Consider the following 16,465-nt stretch of genomic DNA (forward strand, 5'->3'; position numbering starts at 1 on the left):
GACTGAGAGCAGACATCCGGTCAGGTAAAGCAGACGTCTGCTACGTCCGCTTTACAGTCATTGCCGGATCATATGTCGTCGAGAACCGAAAGGGTGGTGAACACTTAAGCCACCCCATGCCACGTTTGGGCGCGGCCAATATTCTCGATCAAGAAATCTATGAAAACGCGCACCTTGGCAGAAACCACGTTGCTTTTGGGGTAGATCAACCACAGGGCGGGCGTGTCGGCCATATGATATTCCTCCAACACCCGAATGAGCGTCCCGTCGGCCAGTTCTTTGTGGACCGACCAAAGAGAATTGATGGAAATGCCCACGCCGTCGACCGTCAATTTCTTTTGCGTCATGCCGTCATTCAGGAGCAGTCGATGCGCAGCGCGTTTCGGGTTGTAGACGGCAGTGGTTCCATCGGTTTTGATAAGCCCCCTTGGCTCGATATCGCGAAAGGCAATCAAACGGTGTGAATGTAAGTCTTCCGGTATTTTTGGCGTGCCATTTCGGTCTAGATAATCCGGTGACGCGCAGAGAATGCGCTGGTCATCCGCAAGTTTGCGTGCCGTTAGGGTGCTGTCCTCAAGGACCGAGTTGCGCAGGGCGAGGTCGTAGCTGCCCTCAATCAGGTCAAACTGTGTATCGGATAGATGCAGATCCAGCGTCAGGTCGGGGTAGAGGTCGATGAACTTCGGCAACAGAGGCGCAATATAGAGCTGCGCGAATGAACTGGGTGCGGCAAAGCGCAACGTGCCGCTGATCTGTGTGCGACCTTTGCCGAGCGCCGCAAGTGCGGCTTCTTCTTGCGCGATCATTTCTCGGGCATAGGGCAGGAAATCTTGACCCTCTATCGATAGGGACACTTTACGTGTTGAGCGGTGCAAAAGATCCGCCCCCAAGAAATGCTCCAACTTCGCAATGCGCGTACTCGCCACAGCAGGTGCCATACCCAGCGCGCGACCCGCCGCACTGATGTTGAGCTTTTCACACGCGAGCACAAAAAGACGCAGGCTTTGGGTGTCCAAATTATATCCTTTTTCGAAATACTGAAATCAATTTCACCCAGTTTTTATATTTTTCCAGACTGATATGTCTAGGGTCAAGTTGAAGAACGGAGGCTCTCATGACCCAGACAGCGACAGTGAACTACCATGTCCATAAGCCGGAACGACAGGCGTTTGAATTGGACGCGGGCGGGATTGTTGGCAATCTCATCGCGCCAGAGCTTGCGCCGACACAGGTGCAAGTCTTCGACGAACGCGCCGTCGGTGCCAGCACAACGTTCGAAGAAGCCTCTGTCGGGTTTACGACCTCTCCGACGAAAGTTCGCGCCTTTGATGGCCCGGATTGGCAGCACACATATGATGCCGAACTGACCACGCTTCTGACCGCCGAAATTGATGCCAAAGAAGTCATCATTTTCGATCATACCCTGCGCACCGATGACCCAGATGCCGCCCGAAAACCCGCACGCAATGTGCATAGCGACTATAGCCTGAATGGGGCCAAACAACGGCTCATCGACGTTCTGGGTGAAGAAACAGCGGCGGAATGGGCCAAAGGCCACTACGCCTTCGTCAACGTCTGGCGGCCAGTGGGCGCGCCGATCAATTCAGCCCCGCTTGGCTTCATCCTGCCGGACAGCGTTGAAAAACGTGACTGGATTTTGCTCGATCTGATTTATCCGGATCGCAAGGGGCAAATCTTAGGCCTGGCGGCGAACCCGGATCATCGATGGATTTACAGATCAAAGATGACGCCGGACGATGTCGCCTACTTCAATATTTACGACAACAAGGGTCGCCCCTCTATCGGGCATAGCGCGTTGGACATGGTCGAAGATCCGAACATCCAAACCGTGCGCCAAAGCATCGAGAGCCGGACGCTGGTTCGGTACTGAGTACCCCACCGCCCGCGTAAAAAACGAAAGAAAATCAAATGACCAAGACCATTCTTATTACAGGGGCCACCGACGGCATCGGCCTTCTCACCGCGCAAAACCTTGCAGCTGAGGGCCACACCATATTGCTGCACGGCCGCAGCGCTGAAAAACTTGCAGCGGCCGCACAAAAGGTCGGCGGCAACACGCAGGTCTACACTGCCGATCTGTCACGCATGGCGGACGTCCAAGCGCTCGCCGCAGACATCCGCAACAATCACGACCAGCTTGACGTCGTTATTAACAACGCCGGTGTTCTCAAGGCACCGAATACCGTCACAAAGGACGGCTTTGATCTGCGGTTTATGGTCAATACGATTGCGCCCTACGTTCTTACTCGCGCTTTGCTGCCGATCATCGCCAAGGATGGGCGGATTGTTAACCTGTCATCCGCCGCACAAGCGCCAATTGATGTTGCGGCATTGCTTGGGCGCAAACCTATCGGTGACTCGGCCGCTTACGCCCAAAGTAAGTTGGCCATTACGATCTGGACACAAGAATTGGCCAAAGAACTCCCCGATGGGCCTGCGGTTATCGCGGTGAACCCCGGTTCGCTGTTGGCCTCCAAAATGGTGAAAGAAGGCTATGGCATTTCGGGCAACGATCTGAGCATCGGCGCAAACATCCTGCGGGAAGCTGCATTGGGTGCGTCCTTTGAGACAGCCACAGGCAAGTATTTCGACAACGACAGCCAGCGTTTTGCACAGCCTCACCCCGCCGCAATGGACGACGGCCATGTGATGGGCGTGATGCAAGGCATTACCGACGCTGTCACCGCGCTGAGCTAGTTCCAATCAACAAAGGGGCATGCGCCCCATATCCGGAGTAATTAAAATGCAAACCAATTCCCTAGACCGCGCCCGCGCGATTGAACGCCCGACCCGTGATGAAATGCTGCAACGCACATTTTCGGTCCAGCAGTTCTGGAACCAAAACAAGGAACTGTTCAAAGAGGCTTGGAAGGAATGGGAAGACAGCACTGGTCAAACTGCCGTTCTGGACAGCAGCCTTTATGACCCCAAATTGCGCGCCGCTGTTGAACAAGCCTGGGAAGACCCCACCAAAGAAGGTGCTGTAAAAGACCTGTGGGAGGAAGTGTTCCCCGGCGTATACAAAACCCAGTTTTTTGATCCTCAGCGCCTGAACGTCCTGCGCGATTATCTTGAGGACGTAGCCGATGCGGAGATTCCGCTGCGCCCGCCCTATGGAATCTCGCTGAACCGTGGCGGGGCCATGCTTGATGAACGGTCTGAAGGGCACCTCGGTGCGCCGAACTTCCAGACGTTTTATCGCGGTTTGATGGACGCCTACATGCGCCCGATCTCGAGGCTTTTGTTTCCTGATATCGTGGGCTTTGATACGCAGACGTTCGGGTTTTCGATCCAGTGGCAGGCAGATGCCGACACATCCTTGCGCGCCCACACGGACGCGTCTTCTGTTACGTTGAACATCAACCTCAACCTACCAGGTGAAGACTTCTCAGGCTCCGGCGTGCGGTTCTTTGATCGCGATACCCGTAAGGTCAGCGAACTGACATTCGCCCCCGGTACGGCATTGATCCACCACGGCAGCGTGGCTCATGAATCCATGCCAATTACAGAAGGCGAGCGGTCGAACTTTGTTCTGTGGCTTTATGGCGATGATGGTCAAGTGCCTCGGTTTGGCGGCGGTGAAACCATACTCGATCCCCGCGAACGTTGGTCCGTGCCGACTACGCAAAGTGATGGCTTCGCACCGTTTTAGATCGCGCTATGAGCAACTGGAAGGGCGGTGAGATCCGCCCTTCGATGTGCCTGCGCTCGACGTAGATTTTTGCAATGATCTCTTCGAGCTTTCTGCTCGTGACCTTAGTGCGATACATCCTCTCGGTACTGCAGCGGTTTTACTCTTGGATGCGCTTTTCGAGCGGCGGCTTGGGCGAGTTTGCTTTCTCAGCACCGTATCAGAGGGTCAATTTACCCGGTTTTCAAATAGTACCTCTGAGGGGTTAACAAACACATTTAGGAGTTGCCCCAATGGGAGCCACGACAATTACAACCTACGGCGAGAAGGCAAAATTCGAGCTAACTGACCTGCCAAAACCAGTCGCGACGCCCGGCCATGTTTTGGTTCGCGTTGCCGTAAGCAGCGTAAACACTGTTGATAGGACGATCCGCGCGATGGGGAGCGATCTGCCACTTTCACCTGCGCTTCCTGCGGTTCTTCGCATGGATTTCGCCGGTGTTGTCGACGTCGTGGGCGAAGGGGGGACCGGTTTTGCCGTAGGCGATTAAGTTTACGGCTGCGCGGGTGGTTTGGCAGATTTGCAAGGCGCATTGGCCGAGTTTATGCTGGCTGATGCAACGTTGATTGCGCACAAGCCAAAGTCGATCTCGATGCGCGAAGCTGTGGCCATCCCATTGGTTGGCATCACCGCCTGACAAGTGGACAGGCGATCGGCAAGGTCGTCGTCGAAGTCTAAGCGTGGCGAATTTTGAGGTCCGGTAGTTTTTTAAGCAATGTTCAACGGTTACCATCGGCCCTCAATTGATCGCGATTGGGCCATACAATGTAGGTGACAGTATCCCGAAAACCGCATGCATTGCATGTGCTCGTTAATGCGAAAGAAACGGGCCTTGGGTTTTGTCTAGGTCATCGACAACGCTCATGCTTCGGCCGCTTGCATCCTTCGCTCGAGACGTCGAACAAAGGCCGACACAACAAGGATCAGTACAAGATATTCGAGCACGAGTACCGTATAGATTTCCAAGGGCCGGTATTCTGAGACCGAGAGTTCATTGGCTTTGCGGGTTAATTCTTGCATCCCGATGACGGATACGAGCGACGACATCTTCAGCATGTAAACCAACTGATTTCCCAAAGCAGGCAAGATACGTCGAATTGCTTGCGGTAGGATCACAAAACGCATTGTGTCGCGATAGTTCAACGACACTGACTTCGCCGCTTCGTATTGTCCGCGTGAGATGGATTGGATGCCCCCACGGAAAATCTCGGCTTGAAACGCGCTGTCCGACAACGCCAAGGCCAAAACACCCGCCCAGAAAACGTTCAATGTAATACCCGACAGCGCAGGGAGTCCGTAGTAGACCCATAAAATCAGGACAAGGATCGGTACGGCGCGCACGATTTCTACGTAAGTGCGATTGAACCTGCGCCAGCCTTTCTTTTCGGATAATCCCGGTAAGGCAACCAGAAGCCCCAAAACCACAGAAATCGAGATTGCCGTGACGGATAGTAAGATCGTGTAATACATCCCTGACAGCATGAACTTGAGGTTGATCAAGCCCTTGGGTGTGGTTGGATCAACCACATACCAACCCCAGTTCCCCGAGCATCCAGCCAGCAGCAAAAAGGTTGCAAGTATAGCGATACATTTCATGCGGGACATCTCAGTGTTGCAGAATTTGTTTGAGGAACGTCGCAAAGCGTTGCGACTTTGGTGCGGTGAAAACTTGATCAGGGGGGCCGACCTCGACGATCTCACCTTGATCCATAAAGACCATCGTATCGGCCACTTTACGCGCAAAGCCCATTTCGTGTGTCACTACGATCATTGTCATCCCCGATGAGGCGAGTTCGGTCATCACGTCCAAGACCTCGGCGATCATTTCAGGGTCAAGGGCAGAGGTTGGCTCATCAAAAAGCAGTATCTTGGATTCCATGCATAACGCGCGGGCAATCGCCACACGCTGTTGCTGACCGCCCGACAATTGGCGGGGATATTTATCGGCCTGATCGGGGATGCGCACCCGTTCCAGATAAGTCATGGCCCGCTCATCGGCCTCTGTGTCGGACAGACCTAAAACACGACGGGGACCAAGGGTCAGGTTTTGGAGAACGGTTAGATGGGGGAACAGATTGAACTGTTGGAACACCATTCCCACGGCGCCGCGAATCTTGTCATGACTTTCTGAATCATCTGTCAACTCTACCCCGTTGACGTTAATTTGACCGCTCTCATGCGCCTCAAGACGGTTAATACAGCGGATCAAGGTCGATTTCCCCGAGCCCGATGGGCCGCAGATGACCATGCGTTCACCCTGTGAAACATCAAGATTGACGGACTTAAGCGCTTGGAAATCCCCGTAAAACTTAGAAACATCGCGCATCTTGATCACAGGTTCGATCATAGGCGCGGCAGTATTCGTCATGGAATTTCCTTTTCCGGATGGCGGGGCCTTGAGATAGGGTGAAAGCACCAGCGTCAACATTTGCATTGTTGCGAACAACTGGCAAACTAGATGTGGAACGCTACTCCAAAAGGGAACACCCATGAAATTTTTTAAGATCGCCGCAACGACCGTTTTGTTGGCAACAAGCGCAGTATCAGCAACAGCGCAATCCGCGCTAAATGAAATCCTGAGCGAAGGCGTGCTAAAGGTTGGCACGACAGGCGATTGGAACCCAATGACAATGCGCGATGTCGCGACCAATTCCTATGTTGGCTATGACATCGACGTAATGACCGAACTTGCCGCCGATCTGGGAGTGGAAGTCGAATTCGTGCCTACAGATTGGAAGACACTGGTCAGTGGTGTCACTGCAGGTCAATATCATATCACCGGATCCGCATCCGTATCACCGGCACGAGCCAAAGCGGCCGGTTATTCCGACAGCTATTTCTCATTGGCGACGGTGCCACTGACATTGCGCGAAAACGCAGAGCGGTTCACATCTTGGGACGATCTCAATGACCCCGATGTCTCTGTTGCCGCAACATTGGGTACAACCCAAGAGACGCAGGTTCGACAGTACTTTCCTGATGCAGAACACCGGATCGTCGAAGCCCCTGCACGGGACTTCCAAGAGGTACTTGCGGGCCGTGCTGATGCAAACATCACATCGAACGTTGAAGCCAACCAATTGGTCGCCCAGTACGAACAACTGATGATCGTTCCCGTTGCAGAAGCGCGCTCTCCAACTCCGATCGCGATGCTTTTGCCGCAAGATGATCAGGTCTGGATCAACTACGTGAACACATGGATCACGCTAAAGCAGGAACAGGGCTTTTTCGAAGAGCTCGGTGTTAAATGGCAACTGCTTGCTGAATAAGCCACACGCGTTTTGAAAACAGAGCCGCCCGCTGTCCAGCGGGCGGCCTTTTTAATAAAGGACCCTTAGATGCTGACGATCTACGCAGTACCCGTTTCGGTTTACAACGCCAAGTTACGCATCTTGTTACGGCACAAAGGCGTTCCCTTTACAGAGCTACCTCCGCCTGGTGGCTATGGGTCGGCGGAATACAAATCGCTGGTGCCTTCGGGTAATTTACCCGCCATGGTCCGTGGCGATCTGATACTGGCAGATTCCGAAGCAATTGCAGAATATATCGAAGAGGCGTTCCCAGATACGCCGATGCTTCCTGACACGATCAACCTACGCGCCAAAGCCCGCGAAAAAAGCCGCCTGCATGATACCCGTTTGGAACCAGCCGTGCGGGCGATCTATCCTCAAGTCGCCTATGAGGGCCGCGATCCAGAGGCTGTCAAAGCGGGCGGGGCCGCGATCTCAAAGCATTTACAATCGCTGGCATTGTTCCTCGAAACAGATCCGCTGGACACAAAAACCCTTTGGATGTGCGATTGTGGGTTTGCTGTGACTTTCGCATGGATCAAAGCGTTTGAAGTAGCGCTCGACTTGCCCATTGATTGGCCGGATACGGTTTTGACCTATGACGCGCGGCTGCGGAGCCATACAGCGGTTGAACAAGAACTGACCCAATATCAGGCGGCGATGGATACTTACCTAGAGAAGGCAAAGCGGCCGTCGCTTTAGGCAAATAAGTGTTGACGGTACCGATCGCAGAATAGAAGCCGACGACAGCAGGCTCATGGTCCATCGTAGCCATTCTAGGGGCGCGAAGGCGCCGCGAAAGTTGGAACAGTTCTTTCGCGTCCTGCATCAGTAGACTTCAGCACGATAAGCCAATGGTGCAAGGTTAAGTTGAAACCAAATCTTACCGAATTGATTTGTTCGAAATTTGATGCCATCAATCAGGATGGAATTTTTAGACGTCCAACATAATACTGCGCTTGTCATTGCGTCGATTGTTGTTGCCCTTGTCGCTGGCTTCACGGGTTTGACCCTGTCCAAAGATCTTTCAACGAAAAGTGTGGCGCGTAGGAAAGTGTCGATCGCAATGTCAGCGATCGCATTAGGTGGCGGCATTTGGTCCATGCATTTCGTGGCAATGCTTGGTATTCAGATGCCGATCCTATTCTTTTATGATGCGGCGATCACGTTAGCGTCGGCTTTGCTGGCAATCCTGATCGTTGGCACCGCTTTGCTGTTGTTGCATTTTCGGGAACGAACGCCTTTTACTTTGTCTGCTGCGGGCGCGTTGGTTGGATGCGGCATACTGGCGATGCATTATGTCGGAATGGCGGGCCTTCAATTGTGCCGCGCAGTATATACACCACTTGGAATTCTATTGGCTGTCGTTTCCGCTGTGGGCCTTTGCATTGCCGCGTTCTGGATTGCGTATGGCCGACGGACCAATCGCAACATCTTATTGGGAACGCTGTGCTTTGGGTCGGCCGTCAGTGCGGTACATTTTGCGGCTATGGCTGGCACCAATTTTGTCGCCCTCCCGACGTTACATGAATTTGGCCCAGTAATGAGCAATGAGACGCTTGCGATGGGGGTTATTCTTTCGAGCTTTGTAATCTTCGGGGCGTTTTTATGGATGGGCGTGACGTTCTTTGCACCAACTGCGGGTGAGGCGGCACAGCAACCTATTGCTGCACAGGACTCAAAGGCGAGCCCGCCTGTACCTGCTCCGACGTTAGCGACCGTACGCATCCCGTGCGAGCACAACGGCGTAACTAAATTAATAGATCCGGCACAGGTCGCCTTTGTTCAAGCCGAAGGGCATTACACCAACGTATTTACCAAAGACGCAAAGCACTTTTGTGGGTGGCCGATTACCGAGGCGATCACGCGGCTAGAGGCGTCGGGCCTCATCAGGACTCATCGTAGTTATTTGGTGAACCCTGCGCAGGTGAATGACTTTGAACGACTCAAAGATACGGGCGTTTGTCGCTTTGCTGCGCCGCATCTACCACCCGTCCCGGTAAGCCGCTCTCACCTTAAGGGTGTTCGAGACGTACTTGGCATCTAGCGTTTCGCAATTCGTGCAGCCTCAGGCGCATTTCGTGAAAAAACCAGATCATTTCGTTGATTAACCCAAGCGCCTGCATACCGCTGCGTACAGTCTGTCGTCCTGAACTAAATTGCGGAAACGGGAGGCGAAGCAATGATACCAGCGGCGTTCGAGTACTACAGGCCGACAGACATGGCAGGCGTAATCGCCCTGCTTCAAGAACATGGAGATGATGCGCGGGTGATCGCGGGTGGGCACAGCCTTATCCCGATGATGAAGCTGCGGATGGCCGAGGTGCCGCATCTTATCGATTTGCAAGCAATTGACGGCCTGAACGGGATCGCCATTTCGGACGGTACCATCACCATCGGTGCGATGGTTACACAGCACGAGATTATTAATTCCGCCGAGATGGAAGCAACCGCGCCCATCATGAAAGAGGCTGCGCTGCAAATTGCTGATCCGCAGGTCCGCTATATGGGCACAGTTGGTGGCAATGTCGCAAACGGGGATCCTGGCAACGACATGCCCGGCTTGATGCAATGTCTGAACGCACAGTTTCACCTTGTTGGCCCTGACGGGGATCGCGTTGTTGATGCGCGCGATTTCTACGAGGCAGCCTATATGACCGACCGCGAAGACGAAGAGGTTCTGACCGCTGTGAGCTTTACAGCCCCCGCCGGTGGCTTCGCTTATGAAAAGCAAAAGCGTAAGATTGGCGATTATGCGACGGCTGCGGCCGCCGTACAAATCTCCAAAGAGGGTGGCAAAGTTTCTGCCGCCTCAATCGCGATGACCAACCTTAGCGATACACCGGTCTGGTCCGAAGACGCGGGCGCGGCTCTTGTCGGTACGGCCTGTGATGAAGCTGCCGTGAAAGCTGCTGTCACCGCCATGCTGGACGACATCGATCCAACAGAAGACAACCGCGGCCCCGTCGCATTCAAACGCCACGCTGCCAGCATCGTCCTAGGCCGCGCCATCGCGCGCGCTTGGTCACGGGCGTAAGGGAGAAAAACTATGTCAAACAAGATGCACGTCAAACTTAACGTCAACGGTGAGGACCACGAATTCCTTGCTGAACCACGCGAGCTGCTGATCTATGCACTGCGTGAAAAGCTCAACATCACGGGTCCGCACGTGGGCTGTGAAACATCCCATTGTGGGGCCTGCACGGTTACGATGAACGGTAAGTCCGTTAAATCCTGCACCGTCTTTGTGGCGCAAGCTAATGGCGCTGAGGTCACCACAATCGAAGGTCTCGGCACGCCGGATGCGCTGCACGTTTTGCAAGAGAACTTCAAAGAGCATCACGGCCTTCAGTGCGGTTTCTGCACACCGGGCATGATCACGCGCGCCGCCAAGTTGCTGGAAGAGAACCCCAACCCAACCGAGGAAGACGTCCGCTTTGGCATCGCCGGCAACATCTGTCGCTGCACGGGCTACCAGAACATCGTGAAATCAATTCTCTCAGCGGCGTCTGAGCTAAACGCATCCAAGGAGGCGGCCCAATGAAGGACGAAATTACACGCGACGAACGGGTCGCAAACCTTAAGGGCATGGGGTGTTCACGCAAACGGGTCGAAGATTCCCGCTTTACCCAAGGCAAAGGCAACTACGTTGACGACATCAAACTACCCGGCATGCTGCACGGCGATTTCGTACGCTCACCCTATGCGCACGCTCGGGTGAAATCGATCAACATTGACGCGGCGATGGCGTTGCCCGGTGTTGTTGCCGTGCTGACAGCCAAGGATCTAGAACCACTTAACCTGCATTGGATGCCGACGCTGGCGGGCGACAAACAGATGGTGCTCGCCGACGGAAAGGTGCTGTTCCAAGGGCAGGAAGTAGCGTTCGTTGTGGCCAATGACCGCTATATTGCAGCTGACGCGGTTGAGCTGGTCGAAGTGGACTACGAAGAACTTGAGGTGATCGTCGATCCATTCAAGTCGTTGCAATCAGATGTGGTACTGCGTGAGGACATGGTGGCCGAAGACGGTTCGGTTCCGAACGGTGCCCATGGCCCTCGTAAGCATCCCAATCATATATTTACTTGGGAAGCGGGCGAAGAAGAAGCCACCAATCAAGTGATCGACAATGCCGAAGTCGTCGCCACCGAAGAGATGTATTACCACCGCACCCATCCATGCCCATTAGAAACCTGTGGATCTGTCGCGTCGATGGACAAGGTGAATGGCAAGCTGACCCTTTGGGGGACCTTCCAAGCGCCGCACGTCGTGCGAACGGTTGCGTCACTGCTGTCAGGTATTGAGGAGCACAACATCCGTGTTGTTTCCCCTGATATTGGCGGTGGGTTCGGCAACAAGGTGGGCGTCTATCCTGGCTATGTCTGTTCCATCGTTGCATCGATTGTGACAGGCGTTCCTGTGAAATGGGTTGAGGACCGGATGGAAAATCTGATGTCCACAGCCTTTGCGCGGGACTACTGGATGAAGGGTAAGATCAGCGCCACAAAAGATGGCAAAATCACGGGCCTGCATTGCCACGTGACGGCTGATCACGGCGCGTTTGATGCTTGTGCCGATCCGACCAAATTCCCGGCGGGCTTTATGAACATCTGTACGGGGTCTTATGACATCCCGGTCGCCTATCTAGGCGTTGATGGTGTTTATACCAACAAGGCCCCCGGCGGCGTGTCGTACCGCTGTTCGTTCCGCGTCACTGAGGCTGTGTACTTTATTGAACGCATGATCGAAGTTCTTGCGATCGAACTGAACATGGACCCAGCAGAACTGCGTTCGATCAATTTCATCAAGAAGGAACAGTTCCCTTATACGGCAGCACTTGGCTGGGAATACGACTCCGGCGATTACCAAACCGCTTGGGACAAGGCGCTTGTGGCCGTGGACTACAAAGGTCTTCGCGAAGAACAGGCCCAACGGGTCGAAGACTTCAAGGCCGGTAAGACCCGCAAAGTTATGGGCATCGGTTTGTCGTTCTTTACGGAAATCGTTGGTGCGGGACCGGTCAAGAACTGCGACATCCTTGGGATGGGTATGTTTGATAGCTGTGAAATCCGCATTCACCCGACAGGGTCGGCTGTGGCGCGGCTCGGGACGATTAGCCAAGGTCAAGGTCACGCCACGACTTTTGCGCAAATCCTTGCAACCGAGATTGGCCTGTCTGCTGAAAGCATTACAATCGAGGAAGGCGACACCGATACCGCGCCTTATGGTCTGGGGACGTATGGCTCGCGTTCCACGCCAGTTGCGGGTGCAGCAGCGGCAATGGCGGGGCGTAAGATCCGTGCCAAGGCTCAGATGATCGCGGCGTATTTGCTTGAAGTACACGACAACGATGTGGAATTCGACGTGGATCGCTTTGTTGTCAAAGGATCGCCTGAGCAGTTTAAGACGATGAAGGAAGTCGCCTACGCTGCATACAATCAGGCCATTCCTGGGCTTGAACCTGGGCTTGAGGCGGTCAGCTACTATGATCCACCTAACATGACCTATCCCTTTGGCGCATATGTCTGCGTCATGGACATCGACGTCGATACCGGCGTGCCTGAAATCCGCCGCTTCTATGCGCTGGATGACTGCGGTACGCGGATCAACCCGATGGTCATTGATGGGCAAATCCACGGTGGTTTGACCGAAGCTCTTGCCGTCGCTTTGGGTCAAGAGATTGCCTATGACGACATGGGCAACGTCAAGACAGGTACGTTGATGGACTTTTTCCTGCCAACGGCTTGGGAAGTGCCAAATTACGAGACTGACTTCACCGTCACGCCGAGCCCGCACCACCCAATTGGGGCCAAAGGTGTCGGCGAAAGCCCGCATGTCGGCGGTGTTCCGTGCTTCTCGAATGCAGTGCAGGATGCGTTCCGTCCGTTTGGCAACCGTCACACCAATATGCCGCATGATCACTGGCGTATTTGGCAGACAGCCAACGATCTGGGCATGCACGACTAAGGTAATGATGCGGACTGCCTTATGCGGTCCGCATCGTCTGGGAGGACATCGATGACTTGGACGACGTTACAAACGGCTATGGCCGATCAGGGATATATCGCCTCTGGTGATCTTTCGATGGCGTTGCACCTGTCGTTATCGCTGGGCCGCCCGTTGCTGTTGGAAGGGGCCGCCGGTGTCGGAAAAACCGAAGTTGCGCGTGTCTTAGCAGCGGTAACGGATACGCAACTGATCCGTTTGCAATGTTACGAAGGGCTGGATGCAGCGCAGGCTATTTATGAATGGAATTACCAACGCCAACTATTAGCAATCCGCGCGGCATCCGAAGACGGCGAGACGGGTAAGACAGTCGAGGCGCGGATCTTCTCCGATGAATTCTTGCTTGAGCGCCCCTTGCTCAAGGCGATCCGCCAAGACAAAGCACCTGTTCTGCTGATCGACGAGATTGACCGCGCTGACGAAGAATTCGAGGCGTATCTGCTTGAAATCCTATCTGAATTCCAAGTGACCATTCCTGAAATGGGCACGATCACCGCCACGACACGGCCTATTGTCATCCTGACCGCCAATGGTACGCGCGATTTATCTGACGCACTTCGTCGTCGCTGTCTTTATGCCCATGTCCCATACCCTGATCATGAAACCGAATTGTCCATTTTAGTCACGCGTTATCCCGACATCACGGATCGGTTGTGCGCGCAGATCGTCGGTTTCGTTCAGGCGTTGCGCAAACAGGAACTAGAGAAAACACCGGGCATCGCTGAAATGCTCGACTTCGCTGCGGCCCTGATGGGGTTGGGCGTGGCCGACTTAACGGACGATCCTGCAATGTTGCAAGCGACGCTGACGACGCTTTTGAAAACGCAAATTGACCGTGACGCGATCCCCACCGAAATCGCACAACGCTTGGCAGGCAAAGCCGCATGAGCCTTGTGACCAAATTTGCGGCCCGCGATTCAGGGCCTGCCGCGCGAATGGCGGGATTTGTGGCGCACCTCCGCGACAATGGGTTGCGACTGGGCGTGGGCGAAACGGGCTTAGCACTTGATGCGCTGACCCATATCAACGCCGCTAACCCCCATGATGCGCGCCGCGCGTTGAAGACCGTGTTTACCGGCTGCGCCGAAGAAGCTGCGCAATTTGATGGTTTGTTCAACAGCTTTTGGATGAATGGCGGGCGGGTCAAAACCCGTGTGACGGCAACGGCTACACCTAGTCAAAACGAAAACGTACACTCCGGTCGCGAAGCCAGCGAAGAGGCAAGCAGTGGCACGGGCGATATTAGCGCGCCCGACGGTGGAGATGGCGAAGCGGCAAGCGATGGACAGGGAAAATTGGTCGCAACTGATGTGGCCAACCTGTTTAAAAAAGACCTTCGCGATCTGGTTCGACCCGAAGAAATAGCAGAGGCCGAAAAAATCGCGCTACGCCTTGGTGCGGCCCTCCGGGATCGCCGTTCGCGTCGTCGCAAAGCCGCCCGTAAGGGCGATCAGATTCACTTTCGTAAGGTCATGCGGCAAAGCCTTGCGACGGGTGGCGAGCCATTCGCGCTACCCAAACGCCAGCGGCCCGACCGCACGCTGCGGATCACGGCGATCTGTGATGTTTCTGGATCGATGACCGTCTATTCACGTATTTTCCTAGCGTTCCTCGCGGGCTTGATGCGCGCCGACCCGCGCGCCGATGCGTATCTATTCCACACGCGCCTTGTGCGCATAACCGAAGCTTTGCGCGACAAAGATGCGCTGCGCGCGCTGGCACGATTGTCTTTGTTGGCCGAAGGTTTTGCCGGTGGATCAAAGATTGCGGACAGCCTCGATACGTTTGCAAGCACTTATGGGCGTCGCTTTGTCGACAACCGCACCGTCGTGATGATCCTGTCGGACGGCTATGACACGGCATCGCCTGACGGGGTTTCCGATGCGCTCGCCCGAATAAAGAAACGCGGCTGCAAACTCATTTGGCTCAATCCGCTTAAGGGCTGGGACGGATACGAGCCGACAGCGCGCGCGATGGCCAGTGCCCTGCCGCATCTGGATCTGTTCCGCGCAGCCAACACCTTGGGCGACTTGGCCGCGCTTGAAACTGAATTGGCGCGACTATGACCCCCAAACAAATCACAGACCACGGTTTGAACGAAGGCGAAGACTGTTTCGCAATCGCAACGATCGTGCGGACCGCAGGGACCACCTCAGCCAAACCCGGTGCCAAGGCGCTGCTGCGCGAAGATGGTACAATCCTAGAAGGCTGGCTTGGTGGAGGATGTGTACGCGGTGCGATCCGGGACGCGACTTTCCGGGCCTATGCGACAGGACAACCCCAATTTATCTCGGTCGCTCCGGAAGAAGACCTGACGAAAAAGGGCGTGCGTGCCGGCGATGACATTGATGGCGTCCGATTTGCACGCAACGGATGCCCGTCCAAAGGCACGATCGACATCTTTATCGAACCATACCTTCCTACGCCTGATTTACTGGTTTTCGGGGAATCTCCCGTGGCTGAGAAGTTGTTAGAACTTGCGCCACAGTTTGGTTGGGCCGTGGCCTCAGTTGGCGTGGACGCCCCTTTGGATGCGCGCACACCAAATCGCGCCCGCTATCTTGTGATTGCGACACAAGGCCAAGGCGATCTTGCCGCATTGAAGACGGGGCTGGTTGAGCCAGTTGATTACGTCGCTTTTGTCGGCAGCTCCAAAAAGTTCGCTAGCCTTACCGAAAAGCTGATCGCGGCGGAAACCGATCCCGCGCAAATCGCCGCTGTCCGTGCGCCCGCGGGGCTAAACATCGGCGCCGTCACGCCTGCCGAAATTGCGCTGTCGATCCTTGCGGAACTCACGCAGGTCAAGCGTGATCGTTTGGCAGAGGTTGCCCAGAATGGATAGTTTTGGCGCGATAATTCTAGCTGCAGGTCTGTCGCGGCGCATGGGTGATCGTAACAAATTACTGTTGCCTATCCACGGAAAGCCCATGATCCGCCACGTCGTTGAAACCTATTTGTCCGTAGTCGGTGAACAGGTTTGGGTTGTTACAGGATATGAAAACGAACGAATTGAAGCCGCGCTGCATGGTCTGGATGTGCGCATTGTGCACAATGAGAATTTTGAGGACGGGCAACCGTTTTCAGTCCGCACTGGGCTTCTTGAGGCACGGGGCGCTGACCATTACTTGATCGGTCTTGGTGATCAGCCTGACCTAACTGGTGGCGACTTGCGCGCATTGATTGCGGCGCATTTGGCGGGAGATCTTCTGAAGATTTCCATCCCCTACCACGGTACGACACGGGGTAATCCGATCATTGTTCCTGCAGCCATGCAGGCCCGGTTATTGGCAGATCAAGCCAATCCAGGTTGTGGGAAATTCACCCGCGACCATCCCGAACTGGTCCAGCACTACCCCATGACACAATCCGGATTTTTCAATGACATCGACACGCCAGCCGCGTTTGACGTCTTCAATCAATCAACAACGTTAAAGGATCTGACATGAGAAAGTTACG

Annotated in this window: 17 protein-coding genes; 14 read left to right on the forward strand and 3 right to left on the reverse strand. The window is 54.6% G+C overall.

Annotated features, from left to right (window positions below; all coding sequences use genetic code 11):
* Window positions 1-104: 104 nt before the first annotated feature.
* Window positions 105-1,016 carry a LysR family transcriptional regulator gene (locus L0666_RS08810; protein ID WP_235260559.1) on the reverse strand — a complete coding sequence of 304 codons (912 nt, stop codon included), beginning with the start codon at window positions 1,014-1,016 and terminating at the stop codon, window positions 105-107.
* A gap of 98 nt (window positions 1,017-1,114) precedes the next feature.
* Here L0666_RS08810 and L0666_RS08815 point away from each other — a divergent pair, with 98 nt between their 5' ends.
* The 4 genes from L0666_RS08815 to L0666_RS08830 all read left to right on the forward strand — a co-directional run bounded on the left by L0666_RS08815 (window position 1,115) and on the right by L0666_RS08830 (window position 4,203).
* Entirely contained in the window at window positions 1,115-1,891 is a 777-nt protein-coding gene (locus tag L0666_RS08815; protein WP_235260561.1) for a CmcJ/NvfI family oxidoreductase, read from the forward strand.
* Window positions 1,892-1,929: 38 nt separating this feature from the next.
* Window positions 1,930-2,718 carry an SDR family NAD(P)-dependent oxidoreductase gene (locus L0666_RS08820; RefSeq protein WP_235260570.1) on the forward strand — a complete coding sequence of 263 codons (789 nt, stop codon included), beginning with the start codon at window positions 1,930-1,932 and terminating at the stop codon, window positions 2,716-2,718.
* A 46-nt stretch (window positions 2,719-2,764) separates the two neighbouring features.
* Window positions 2,765-3,673 (forward strand): 2OG-Fe(II) oxygenase family protein, encoded by a 909-nt coding sequence (locus L0666_RS08825; protein ID WP_235260573.1) that lies wholly within the window; start codon window positions 2,765-2,767, stop codon window positions 3,671-3,673.
* Window positions 3,674-3,945: 272 nt separating this feature from the next.
* Window positions 3,946-4,203 (forward strand): alcohol dehydrogenase catalytic domain-containing protein, encoded by a 258-nt coding sequence (locus L0666_RS08830; RefSeq protein ID WP_235260575.1) that lies wholly within the window; start codon window positions 3,946-3,948, stop codon window positions 4,201-4,203.
* A 371-nt stretch (window positions 4,204-4,574) separates the two neighbouring features.
* Here the strand turns inward: L0666_RS08830 and L0666_RS08835 are convergent, their stop codons facing one another.
* Window positions 4,575-5,309 (reverse strand): amino acid ABC transporter permease, encoded by a 735-nt coding sequence (locus L0666_RS08835; protein ID WP_235261416.1) that lies wholly within the window; start codon window positions 5,307-5,309, stop codon window positions 4,575-4,577.
* A 10-nt stretch (window positions 5,310-5,319) separates the two neighbouring features.
* Window positions 5,320-6,060 (reverse strand): amino acid ABC transporter ATP-binding protein, encoded by a 741-nt coding sequence (locus L0666_RS08840; protein ID WP_237693266.1) that lies wholly within the window; start codon window positions 6,058-6,060, stop codon window positions 5,320-5,322.
* A gap of 142 nt (window positions 6,061-6,202) precedes the next feature.
* Here L0666_RS08840 and L0666_RS08845 point away from each other — a divergent pair, with 142 nt between their 5' ends.
* From L0666_RS08845 to L0666_RS08890, 10 genes are all read left to right on the forward strand, one after another.
* A complete protein-coding gene (locus L0666_RS08845) occupies window positions 6,203-6,982 on the forward strand; it encodes a transporter substrate-binding domain-containing protein (protein ID WP_235260577.1) in 780 nt (259 codons plus the stop codon).
* A gap of 69 nt (window positions 6,983-7,051) precedes the next feature.
* Window positions 7,052-7,705, forward strand: coding sequence for a glutathione S-transferase family protein (locus L0666_RS08850; protein ID WP_235260579.1), 654 nt, complete (start codon window positions 7,052-7,054; stop codon window positions 7,703-7,705).
* Between the two features lie 223 nt (window positions 7,706-7,928).
* Window positions 7,929-9,050 carry an MHYT domain-containing protein gene (locus L0666_RS08855; RefSeq protein WP_235260588.1) on the forward strand — a complete coding sequence of 374 codons (1,122 nt, stop codon included), beginning with the start codon at window positions 7,929-7,931 and terminating at the stop codon, window positions 9,048-9,050.
* Window positions 9,051-9,185: 135 nt separating this feature from the next.
* Window positions 9,186-10,040 carry an FAD binding domain-containing protein gene (locus tag L0666_RS08860; RefSeq protein ID WP_235260602.1) on the forward strand — a complete coding sequence of 285 codons (855 nt, stop codon included), beginning with the start codon at window positions 9,186-9,188 and terminating at the stop codon, window positions 10,038-10,040.
* A 12-nt stretch (window positions 10,041-10,052) separates the two neighbouring features.
* Window positions 10,053-10,547 (forward strand): (2Fe-2S)-binding protein, encoded by a 495-nt coding sequence (locus L0666_RS08865; RefSeq protein WP_235260604.1) that lies wholly within the window; start codon window positions 10,053-10,055, stop codon window positions 10,545-10,547.
* Complete coding sequence (locus tag L0666_RS08870) at window positions 10,544-12,970, forward strand: aerobic carbon-monoxide dehydrogenase large subunit (protein WP_235260611.1); 2,427 nt, start codon at window positions 10,544-10,546, stop codon at window positions 12,968-12,970. The genes L0666_RS08865 and L0666_RS08870 overlap by 4 nt, the downstream gene beginning before the upstream one ends.
* A gap of 51 nt (window positions 12,971-13,021) precedes the next feature.
* The gene (locus L0666_RS08875; RefSeq protein ID WP_235260619.1) at window positions 13,022-13,897 is read left to right on the forward strand and encodes an AAA family ATPase; all 876 of its coding nucleotides are present in this window, start codon (window positions 13,022-13,024) and stop codon (window positions 13,895-13,897) included.
* A complete protein-coding gene (locus tag L0666_RS08880) occupies window positions 13,894-15,075 on the forward strand; it encodes a vWA domain-containing protein (RefSeq protein WP_235260628.1) in 1,182 nt (393 codons plus the stop codon). The genes L0666_RS08875 and L0666_RS08880 overlap by 4 nt, the downstream gene beginning before the upstream one ends.
* Window positions 15,072-15,851, forward strand: a complete 780-nt coding sequence (locus L0666_RS08885; protein ID WP_235260630.1) for an XdhC family protein — start codon at window positions 15,072-15,074, stop codon at window positions 15,849-15,851. The genes L0666_RS08880 and L0666_RS08885 overlap by 4 nt, the downstream gene beginning before the upstream one ends.
* Window positions 15,844-16,455, forward strand: coding sequence for a nucleotidyltransferase family protein (locus L0666_RS08890; RefSeq protein WP_235260632.1), 612 nt, complete (start codon window positions 15,844-15,846; stop codon window positions 16,453-16,455). Before L0666_RS08885 ends, L0666_RS08890 begins: the two co-directional genes overlap by 8 nt.
* Window positions 16,456-16,465: the final 10 nt, after the last annotated feature.

It is taken from the genome of Octadecabacter algicola (assembly GCF_021532625.1).
Taxonomy (GTDB): domain Bacteria; phylum Pseudomonadota; class Alphaproteobacteria; order Rhodobacterales; family Rhodobacteraceae; genus Octadecabacter; species Octadecabacter algicola.